General features: G+C 69.7%; 6 protein-coding genes and 1 pseudogene. 6 read left to right on the top strand and 1 reads right to left on the bottom strand.

All coding sequences use genetic code 11. The features are described from left to right. The 3 genes and pseudogenes from FL311_RS36220 to FL311_RS36210 form a co-directional block, all read left to right on the top strand. A pseudogene (locus tag FL311_RS36220) lies at positions 1-457 on the top strand (hypothetical protein); the annotation flags it as partial. A gap of 142 nt (positions 458-599) precedes the next feature. Then, positions 600-2666: a M36 family metallopeptidase gene (locus FL311_RS36215; protein WP_141332246.1), complete on the top strand. Its 2067-nt coding sequence runs from the start codon at positions 600-602 to the stop codon at positions 2664-2666. Positions 2667-2788: 122 nt separating this feature from the next. Next, positions 2789-4219, top strand: coding sequence for a S28 family serine protease (locus FL311_RS36210; RefSeq protein WP_141332245.1), 1431 nt, complete (start codon positions 2789-2791; stop codon positions 4217-4219). Between the two features lie 13 nt (positions 4220-4232). Here FL311_RS36210 and FL311_RS36205 read toward each other — a convergent pair whose 3' ends face one another. Then, positions 4233-5891 carry an LVIVD repeat-containing protein gene (locus tag FL311_RS36205; protein ID WP_141332244.1) on the bottom strand — a complete coding sequence of 553 codons (1659 nt, stop codon included), beginning with the start codon at positions 5889-5891 and terminating at the stop codon, positions 4233-4235. 706 nt (positions 5892-6597) lie between these two features. Between FL311_RS36205 and FL311_RS36200 the strand changes: the two genes are divergently transcribed. The 3 genes from FL311_RS36200 (at position 6598) to FL311_RS36190 (ending at position 10515) form a co-directional block, all read left to right on the top strand. After that, on the top strand, positions 6598-7731 hold the full coding sequence (locus FL311_RS36200) for an AAA family ATPase (protein WP_141332243.1): 1134 nt from the start codon (positions 6598-6600) through the stop codon (positions 7729-7731). A 135-nt stretch (positions 7732-7866) separates the two neighbouring features. Continuing rightward, complete coding sequence (gene truB, locus FL311_RS36195) at positions 7867-8760, top strand: tRNA pseudouridine(55) synthase TruB (protein ID WP_141332242.1); 894 nt, start codon at positions 7867-7869, stop codon at positions 8758-8760. A 303-nt stretch (positions 8761-9063) separates the two neighbouring features. Continuing rightward, a complete protein-coding gene (locus FL311_RS36190; protein WP_141332241.1) occupies positions 9064-10515 on the top strand; it encodes a hypothetical protein in 1452 nt (483 codons plus the stop codon). The last annotated feature ends 276 nt before the right edge of the window (positions 10516-10791 follow it).

The following is a 10791-nucleotide window of genomic DNA, read 5'->3' as shown; positions in this document are numbered from 1 at the left end:
GCCCCCCATCGTCACGCCTCCGCCGCCGCCTCCTCCCATCGTGGAGGCACCGCCGCCCGTGCCTGAAACCATCGTGGAGAAGCCCGTCAAGCGGCCGCCTCCGCCGATGCCCAGGACGAACGAGGCCTGGGGCGCCCTCCAGCTCGCGAAGAAGCTGCGCCAGTACGACTACTGCGGCAAGGAGGCCATCCTCCGGGACGGCACCATCCCTCGCCGCTTCACGCTCCACGCGCGGTTCGACGCGAACGGCGAGGGCATGCGGGGCCACGTCCTCCCCAAGACGTCCGTGCGGATGCTCGATGCCTGCATCAAGAACAGGACGAAGTACGTCTACCTGGGCACGCCTCCCGAGAAGCGCGAGTTCGAGGTGGAGGTGACCCTGTCCTTCGCGCACCTGCGCCCCAAGGGCAAACCCGAGACCTACGATGACCAGTGGAGTGTCCTCTATGACGACTGAGTCCACGCGTCGCCGGGGGCTTCCGCCAGGAAGTCGATAAGTCGCGCGGGGGCGCATTGGAGGTCCCCGGGTGCTGCGTGTCTCCTCCTGGTGCGCGCCCGCCCCATGTCGGGGCTGCTCCGTCGCCACCCAGGAACACGACATGTCCTCACGTGATGTCCGCCGGTACCTCGTCTGCGCGGTGATGCTCTCGGGACTGCTCTGGCTTCCCTCCGCCCGCGCGCTCACCTCGAGCGACCCGACGGAGCGGCACCACGACGCGCGCCCGTCGCACGACGCGGGCCCGCGCTGGCGCGTCTCCGCGGCCCATGGTGAGGCGGAGGCCCGCCTGCGTCGCGCGGTGCCGGAGCTCCGCGTGGAGGTGGACCCCTCGACGGGGCGGGTGCGCTCGCTGGTGAGCCTGGTGGGCGCGCTCTCCGGACCCGCGTCGGGAGACGCGCTGGCCGTGGGGCTGGCGTTCGTCCAGCGCAACCTGGACGTCCTGGGCCTGGAGCTCTCGGACCTGGCGGACCTGGAGCTGGCCGACCGCGTCTACTCCAGGCCCAGCGGCGCCACGCACTTGTATCTGCGACAAAGGTACAACGGTGTCGACGTCTATAACGCGCGGCTGCAGCTCAACGTGGACCGCGAGGGGCGCGTGCTCGCGGTGCACAGCGACCTGCAGCCCTCGGTGGAGTCGACGCTCGTGGGCACCACCCCTGTCCTGGGCGCCGCGGAGGCGGTCCGGAGCGCGGCGAAGCACCTGGGCGTGCCGCTGCTCCGCGCGCCGCGAGCGCTCGAGGCGGAGCCGGGCCCGGCCCGGCGCACCCGGGTCGAGGTGGCGGGCCTGTCGAGCGAACCCATCGACGCGTCGCTCGCGGTGTTGCCCCTGCGTCGGGGCGAGTCCCGCTGGGTGTGGCGCTTCCTGGTGCACACGCTGGATGCACGGCACGCCTACGAGCTGACGGTGGACGCGGAGACGGGCGAGGTCTGGACGCGCTTCGACCAGGTCGCGAGCGATTCATACAAGGTCTACCCGATGCCGGTGGAGAGCCCCCACCACACGGCCCCGCTGCCGCCCGCGGATGGACGCGCGACGGAGGCGTCACCCCACGGCTGGCATGACACGGACGGCATCGCGGGCGCGGAGTACACCACGCCGCGCGGCAACAACGTCCATGCGTACGAGGACCGCGACGCGAACAACCTGCCGCCCACGTCGGGGGAGCCGGACTGTGGCGTGAGGCTCGACTGCGTCTTCCCGCTCGACCTCACGGGCGCGCCCTCCACGTACGTCTCGGCGTCCGTCGTGAACCTGTTCTATTGGAGCAACCGCCTGCACGACGTGCTGTACCCGTACGGCTTCGACGAGGTGGCCGGCAACTTCCAGGTCAACAACCTGGGGCGGGGCGGTCTGGGCAATGACGACGTGCGCGCCGAGGCGCAGGACGGCGGTGGCACGAACAACGCCAACTTCCTCACGCCGCCGGACGGGGTGCGGCCGCGCATGCAGCTCTACCTGTGGACCGCGCCGAATCCGGACCGGGACGGCTCGCTCGACAGCGGCATCATCGCCCACGAGTACGGCCACGGCGTCTCCAACCGGCTTGTCGGTGGCCCCTCCATCGTGTCGTGCCTCACCAACCGCCAGCAGCCCGGCGAGGGGCTCAGCGACTTCCTGGCGCTCGTGTTCACCGCGCGCCCGGGCGACACCGCGAACACGCCGCGCGGCGTGGGCACCTATCTCCTGAACCAGGCCATCACGGGCGCGGGGCTCCGTCCGCAGCCCTACACGCTGGACTCCCTGCGCAACACCTGGACCTATGAGAGCAGCAACACGCTGTCCGTGCCCCACGGCGTGGGGGCGGTGTTCGCGCAGGCCCTGTGGGAGGTGTACTGGGCGCTCGTCACGCAGTGGGGCTTCGACGCGAACCTCCAGGACGCCCAGGGCGGCACGGGCAACCAGCGCATGCTGCTGTACTTCATCGAGGGCCTGAAGCGCGCCCCCTGCAACCCCTCCTTCCTCCAGACGCGCGACGCCATCATCAGCGCGGCGCACACGCTGCACGGAGGCGAGGACGTCTGCCGCATGTGGCGCGCCTTCGCGGGCTTCGGCCTGGGCTCCAACGCCACCGCCTTCAACGCCGTCGCCGTCAACGGCTACGCCGTGCCGTCCTCGTGCGACTTCGTCAGGGGCCGCGACGACGCTCCTTCGCGCACCCCGCGCTGAGCACCACCCGACACGTCCTGGACGGGGGTCCTCTCGATTCGAGAAATAGTGTCGATTCCAGGAAAACTCCGGGGCAGGGTTTGAGGCACCCCTGTGAGGGTTTCCATCGAGAGGAGCGAGACATGTTGGCACGGAGGCATCGGCTTCGGGGCGTGGTGGGCGCGCTGGTGGTGTCGTTGTTGGGAGCGTGTGGTGACGCGGGGCCCGCGGGCGCGCCCGAGGACGTGGGGCAGGCGGGGCGCGCCATCGACGACGACATCCGCGCGCGGCTGGAGGCGCTGCCGGGGGTGACGATTCTGGGGGATGAGCAGTTCGAGGACTTCCGCTTCTTCACGCTCGACTTCGAGCAGCCGGCGGACCATCGCCGTCCGCACGGAGAGAAGTTCCTGCAGCGCATGACGCTGTTCCACCGGTCGACGACGGCGCCGATGGTCATCGACACGGAGGGCGCGGAGCTCTTCACGGAGCCCATCGCCGCGGAGCCGGTGGACCTGCTCAAGGGCAACCAGGTGACGGTGGAGCACCGCTTCTACGGCACCTCGACGCCGGCCTCGCGGGACTGGCGCCTGCTGGACGTGTGGCAGTCCGCGGCGGACGCGCACCGGGTGGTGGAGGTGTTCAAGACGCTCTACACGGGGCGGTGGCTGTCCACGGGTGTGTTCCGGGGCGGCACGGCGGCGCTGCTGCACCGCTACTACTTCCCGAACGACGTGCAGGGGACGCTGGCGTACGCGGAGCGGCACAGCCTGGGCTTGCAGGACGCGCGGGCCGCGCACTTCCTGCGCAACGTGGGGGATGCGACGTGCCGCGCGAAGCTGACGGCGGTGCAGCGCGCGGCGTTGGCGCGGCGTGAGGAGCTGACGCCGTTGCTGGCGGCGCAGGTGGAGTGGGGCTTCACCTTCGACACGCTGGGCGTGGACAAGTCGCTGGAGTTCAGCGTGGTGCGGTTGTCGTTCAACTTCTGGGAGTACCTGGGGCTGGCGCCGTACGACTGCGACAGCATCCCGGAGCCCACGGTGTCGGCGGAGGAGCTGTTCGGCTTCGTGGACCTGGTGGCGGGCCCGGCGTACGTCTTCTCGGACCAGGCGCTGGCGACGTTCGGTGAGCCGGAGAGCTACCAGAGCGCCACGGAGCTGGGCGCGCCGCTGTATCCAGAGGCGGAGCTGCGCGACCTGCTTCGCTACCCGGGCGGACAGGTGCCCACGTTCCTGCCGCCGTGGGGCGTGACGAAGTTCTACAACCCGGTGCCGCTGTTGAAGCTGGAGGTGTGGGCGCGGCTGCACGCGAAGCAGGTGCTCATCCTGGATGGCGCGCTCAGCCCGTGGAGCGCCTCCGCGTTCCACGTGAGCCCGTGGAACGACGCGTACCGCATCGTGGACCCGGAGGGCATCGGCTTCTACGGGACGCTGACGGCGCTGCCCGAGCCCCAGCGCGCGTTCTTCCTCGAGCGGCTGTCCGACTGGGCCGGCGCGCCCGTGCAGGTGCCGGAGGTCTCCGAGCAGAAGCAGGGCGCGCGGTACCAGAAGCTGCTGCGTCACGTCCGCGGGCGCTGAGTCCGGAGGGGGCTCAGAGCTCGTCGAAGATGAGCAACCCGCGCGAGGAGTCGACCACGTAGACGTGCCCGTCACCGGGCACGCGCACGCCGTAGGCGCCGGTGAAGGGGCTGTCGGTGCGCTCGGGGTCGGTCTCCCGATAGGTGTTGTGGTGCGCCACTTGTCGGGGGCTCGTGGGGTTGCTCACGTCGAACACGCGCAGGCCCTCCTGGTACCAGGCGACGTAGAGCGTCTGGCCGCGGAGGATGAGGTTGTGGATGGAGGTGACGTTGCGCTTGCGCACCTCGCCAATCTTCACGATGTGCGTCGGGTCGGTGACGTCGAGCACGCGCAGGTGGGCCCCGGCGCCTTCTCCGCCCTCGAAGGCGATGGTGCGGCCGGCGAAGGTGCCCACCGCGCTGTGGTGCGCGAAGGCCTTGTTGCCGTGGACGAACTGACCCAGGTGCCGCACGTCGTCGAGGTCCGTGACGTCCATGATGGAGTAACCGCCGTTGGCGTTGCTGATGTACAGGCGTCCTTGGTACGCGAAGGCGTCGTGGGGCCCGGCGAGGGAGAGGGGCTCGGGCAGGGAGATGAGGGTGAGCAGCACCGGGTCGAGCGGGTTCGTGACGTCGTAGACGAAGGTGCCGCTCTCCGGCGCCATCGCGTACAGCCGCTGCCCGTCGACGAGCAGGGTGTGCACGCCGTAGGTGCCGGAGGGCAGGTTGCGCACGAAGCCGGGCGCGGCGGGGTTGGAGATGTCGTAGACGACGGTGCCCGAGTCGGCGCTGGCGATGTAGAGCGCGTCCCCGTGGGCCCAGGCGGCGTTCCACAGGTTGTCCTGCGGGAGGCTGATGGAGGTCTTGAAGATGGGGTGCCGAGGGTCGCTGACGTCGTAGACGGACAGACCGCCGTTGCGGCTGTGGCGTCGCATGGAGACGACGTAGGCGTGGGATTTGGCGACGTACACGTCCACGGGCTCACCGGTGGCGACGTGGGTTTCGGAGAGGAGCGTCAATCCGCCGGAGGACTCGGGTTCACCGGACCACTTCGCGACGCGGTGGGCGGTGAAGGTCCCTTTCTGGATGGCGCCGGCGCCGAAGCAGCGGGCGAAGCAGCCGGTGATGCGGTCCGGCGCGAGCGTGTCGCAGCCCCTCAGCGTGGTGGTGGTGTTCGTCACGGTGCGCGAGACGAGGGAGAACCCGCCGTCCCGCGTGTCGCGGGTGAGGAGGGGCTGACCCATCATCGTGTCCTGGGTGCCGTCCTCGCTGAGTCGGAACGAGGTGAAGGCGCCCGTGGCCAGGGTGCCGCCATCGCCGAGGGTGCGCTCGGTGCGCAGGTCGACCATGTAGATGCCGTGTTGCTCCAGGGCGGCGAGCGCGGTGGGGTCGCACGAGGACACGTCGAAGCGGGACGGCTCCTGGCACGGGGAGGTGGAGGCGTCGGAGGTGTCGAAGTCGCAGGCGGAGGCGCGGCCCGGGTCCACCCAGTTGCCGCGCTCCTCGAGTGGGGTGGCGGTGCCGTCCCAGGGCGTGCCCGCGTCGGGAGTCCCCGCGTCGTCCTGGGACGACTCGCTCGCGTCGGGAGGAGCCGCGCGGCGGGGCTTGTCGTCGTCGTCGCAGCCGGAGCACAGGGCGAGGGTGAGGACGCAGAGGGACGTCAGGATTCGATGTGAGCGGGGAGGGTGAGTCATCCGTGGACCTCGGCCGAGGAGCGGTCGCGCGAGGCGACCTTTCGCGGATACGTCGCGGTGCGAGGGGCATGGCGCACGGATGGGAAAGTGGTTGCCGTGTGATGTGGACTCGGCGCCACGAGTGGCTCGTGGTGGTGGGGGGCGCGAGGATGTGCGCGGTGGGACTGGCGCGCAGGCGCGCCATGCGGCGCGCGAACCATGTGGTCGTGACCGCATGCGATTGACTCGGGGCGCCACGTGAGGCTCGCGGTGGGCGTTGCCGCGAGGCCGTGTGCGGAGGTCTGGAGCGCAGGCTCGTCATGCGGCGCAGTCCAGGTCACGAGGTCCGCGCCCCGGCGAGTGCCGCGAGGCCGTGTGCGGAGGTCTGGGGTGCAGGCTCGTCATGCGGCGCAGTCCAGGCCCCGAGGTCCGCGTCCCGGCGAGTGCCGCGAGGCTGTGCGCGAACGCCTGGAGCGCATGTTCGTCATGCGGTGCGCAGTCGGGAAGACGGCGGGTTTCGTATGGAAATGGCATCACGCGAAGCTCGCGGTGGGAGCGACGCGAGGCTGTGCGCGGCCAGCCTGGAGCGCAGCAGGCCCATCACGCGGCGCTCATGCATGCGGGGAGTCGCTGCTTCGAGGTTCCGGTGGAGTGGACAGCAGGCCTGTCGGACCGACGCGATGCTCCGGGTTGCGGCGTGAGGCGGGCGCGGTAGGGTGGGCGCCCGATGCCCATCACACGTTTGCAGATATCGGGTTACCGCTCGGTGCGCCGGCTCTCGATGGAACTCGGACCGATGAATGTCATTGTCGGCGCCAATGGGAGCGGCAAGACGAACCTGTACCGCGCGCTTTATCTGCTGTCGGTGGCCGCGGAGGGAAGGCTGGCGCGGACGCTCGCGGAGGAGGGTGGGACGCCGAGCGTGCTGTGGGCTGGGCCGCGCATGGCGAAGAAGCCCGTGCGATTGTCGGTGCAGGTGGAACTGGGAGAGCTCGCGTACGAGCTGACCTGCGGAATCATCCCCTTCCAGCCGGCCCCTCCCGAAGCGCGTGATCCCTTCTACCTGGACCCCGAGGTGAAGACGGAGCACCTGTGGGCTCTCTCTGGAGGGCGCAAGGTGGTGCTGATGGAGCGCAAGGACCGCACGGCCTTCATGCGGGACGCTGAGGGAAAGCGGGTGACGTTTTCCTCGGAGCTCTGGAGCGCGGAGTCGGTGCTGGACCAGTTGGGTGAACCGCACCGCTTCCCGAGACTGTCGGAGGTGCAGCGCACCTTCGCCTCGTGGCGCTTCTACCATCATTTCCGCACGGACCCGGACGCGCCCATGCGTCATCCGCGAGTGGGAGTGAGGACGCCGGTGTTGTCGCACGACGGCGCGGACCTGGCGGCGGCGCTGAGGACCATCCTCCACATCGGTGATGCGCGAGGGTTGGAACAGGGCCTCGACGATGCGTTTCCGGGTGCGGAGCTGGAGATTCATTCGGAGCAGGGACGCTTCAGTGTCCTCCTGCACATGCCCGGACTGAGTCGCCCCATGGCGGCGGCCGAGCTGTCCGACGGCACGCTGCGCTACCTCTGCCTGCTGGCCGCATTGCTCAGCCCGCGTCCTCCCGCGTTCCTCGCGCTCAACGAGCCCGAGACGAGCCTGCACCCGGACCTGCTGGAGCCCCTGGGCCGGCTGCTCGCGAAGGCGTCGAAGACCTCCCAGGTCTGGGTGACGACGCACGCGGAGTTGCTGGCGCGCACGGTGGCGAGCGCCACGCGCTGCGAACCCGTGTACCTGGTGAAGAAGGACGGCGCCACGCAGGTGGAGGGCCGCTCGGAGGATGATGAGGACGACGCGTCCGACGATGACGCTTGAGCCACCGTCACCGTCGGAGCGCCGTTCTCCGGTGACACACCCCACCGGCAGGCGCGATGCTGCCCACCTCCCCAGGTCTCCGAGCGTGTCACCCCTCACTCCGCGCAAGCGCCATCCTCCGTGCAGGGTCGAGTCATGACGCCGGGCCTCTATCGCGTGCACAAACCGGTGGGCCCCACCAGTTTCTCGGTGGTGCAGTCGTTCCTCGAGGAGACCCGGGCCGTCCCCGGCAAGCGCGTGCCCGTGTGTCACGGCGGCACGCTGGACCCGTTCGCGCAAGGGCTGCTGCTCATCCTCGTGGGCCAGACCACGCGCCTGTTCGAGCTGCTGCACGCCGTGCCCAAGACCTACGAAGCGGACGTCATCTGGGGCACGGAGATGGACACGGGGGACCTGCACGGCCAACCCGTCTTCCAGGGGGACACGTCACCCGTGACGCCCGAGAAGCTCGACGCCGCGCTCGTTCCGTTCCTCGGGTGGCGGGAACAAATCCCTCCTGCGACAAGCGCCAAGAAGGTCGGCGGCGAGCCCGCGTATCGCAAGGCACACCGGGGCGAAGTGGTGGAGCTGCCTCCCTCCCGCGTGTACCTCCACTCCGCGAGCTGGCTCTCGCACGACCTGCCCCGCACCAGCCGTCTCACGCTGACCTGCCGGGGTGGCTACTACGTGCGCTCCCTCGCGCGAGACCTCGGCCGGGCACTCGGCTGCGGCGCGCACCTGTCCACGCTGCGCCGCACACGAATCGGCCCCTGGTCCGACCCCGACCCCGGAACGCGAGTGCTGGCCACGGGCCGCGAGCTGCTCCCCTGGGCGCGAGTGCGTCCGCTCACGGACCACGAGGTCGGCGAGCTGCGTCGCGAGCGCTCCATTCCGCTCGTCGGCACGAACCCACCGGACTGGCGTCTCCCCACGGGCTTCCCGGACCCCGAGGCGCCAGTGCGGGGCTTCCACCAGGGCCGGCTCGTGTTCCTGCTGCGTGAGCGGGACGGCGCGCTGTGGAGCGAGTCGGAGCTGCGCGGCGGCTTGTGAGCAGGGCCCGCTGTCCGGGACATGAAACTGCTTTCGAGGGTCGTCCGTACGTCCTGTGCGTCCCGGGACACGGGGGCGGGTGCGGCTCTTTGACAGGCAGGGCGAGGATCCGGTGACTCCAGTCACCACCCAACGGGCCTCCAACTGGTGACTGTTGTCACCGGTGGTGACAGGTGTCACCACCCCCCACCTCCACCGAGGTGCGCCGCAACTCCCTGAAAATAAAGAGGAAGTGAAGGTAGGCGTCTGTGGCACGGGACGCGCAATAGGGGTGCTCACCACGGCACACGACGGAGACCCCAAATGTCCATCGCTACCACGTTCAAGCCCGCGCTGCAGAAGCTCAACCGCACCGAGGCGAAGCTGGAGAAGCTCGAAGGCAAGCTCGAGCGCGTCCTCGAGCGCGAGCACAAGCTCCTCAAGGAGCTGCGCAACGCCATGAAGCAGCAGGGCCAGAACGGCCGCGCTGGTGGCGACAGCTTCGACGCGGGCGCCTCGCGCGGTGGTGTCGCCAACCGCCCGTTGCCGAACGAGTGGAGCCCGTTGGACACGGGGGCGCTGCGCGAGACGAACAAGCTGGACAAGACCAAGGGCCCCATCACCGCGGACCAGCTCACCGAGGCCATCCGTCGCGGCACGGGGGACCGTGACGGCAACGCGGCCCGCGGCGAGTACCGTGCGTTCTCGGAGTGGGCGGAGAAGAACCAGGCTCGCCTCACGCCCGAGGCGAAGCAGGTGATGGACCGCTTCTCCAAGTTCGCCGCCGAGCGCCAGGCCAACGGTCACAAGGACGGCGACTGGCGGGACATGATCAACGACATGAAGGGCATCGGCGACAAGGGCGCGGAGAAGCAGCTGGCGAAGCTGGACTCGCTGCCCAAGCCCATCTCCGGTGAGCAGATGTCTCGCGCCATCGAGCGCGGCGTGAAGGACCGCGACAACAACACCGGCGACGAGCTCAAGGCCTTCCAGGACTGGGCGAAGAAGAACCAGGACAAGCTGTCGCCCGAGGCCAAGGAGGTGCTGGGCAAGTTCGAGAAGCACGCCAAGAAGGCGATGGCCTCCGGAGACAAGGACCTGTCGCGCGGCGAGCTGGACAAGATGCTCAAGGACTTCAAGAGCGTCGGTGATGTGAGCGCGCGGAAGGCGATGGGGGAGCTGGACAAGGAGAGCGGCCCCATCTCCGGCGAGGACATGCTGGGCGCCATCCAGAAGGGCGTGTCCGACGGTGGCCGCGCCACGCCCAAGGAGCTGGCCGAGGTCCAGAAGTGGGCGGAGAAGAACAAGGACCGCATGACGCCCGAGGCGCAGAAGGTGCTGGAGACGTTCCAGCAGCACGCCATGAAGTCGGGCACCGGTGGCCTCGACAAGGCCGAGCTGGACGCGGCGGTGAAGGAGGCGTCCCAGCACAAGACGTTCCGCGACGACTCCATGCGCACCGCGCTCGAGGGCCTGGATGGGAAGAGCGGCAAGATCTCCGGCAAGGACCTGACCGACGCCATCAACCAGGGCGCGGGTGACTTCGACGGGCAGGGCGCGGGCGTGGAGCACGCGGACTTCCAGAAGTGGGCGATGCAGAACTACGACCGCCTCTCGCCCGAGGCGAAGAAGGTCGTGGACCTCTACGGGAAGTACGCCTCGGACGCGCTGGCCAAGGGCGAGACGGGCATCGCGAACACGGAGTTCCAGAAGATGCTCAAGGAGATGGAGCGCGTCAGCACGCCCGTCCTCCCGCCGCGCGTCATCGCCGCCTGATTCACGAAGCACGAAGCACCATCCGGTGGGGGCCGGGTGTCGCGAGAGGACTCGCCGCGAGCCGGGATGGATGGGGTGAAGGGCTCGCGGCGGGCCACCGCCTCCGGGACATGGAACCGGAGGCGGGCGCGAGGAGTCGAAGCAGGGATGCAGCGCGAGACAACGAGTCGGCACGCACGATGCAATGAAGCCAGCGCGTCAGTGCAAGCGTGGCACGACGGCCACACGGGGGACGGGGGGAGGCACTCGAGCTGGGACGCGGGAGCGACCGGAGCC

Origin of the sequence: Myxococcus sp. AB025B (genome assembly GCF_006518215.1) — a bacterium.
GTDB classification, from domain to species: Bacteria; Myxococcota; Myxococcia; order Myxococcales; family Myxococcaceae; genus Myxococcus; species Myxococcus fulvus.
Note: the sequence above shows the minus strand (reverse complement) of the source record. Positions and strands in the feature narration are given on the sequence as shown.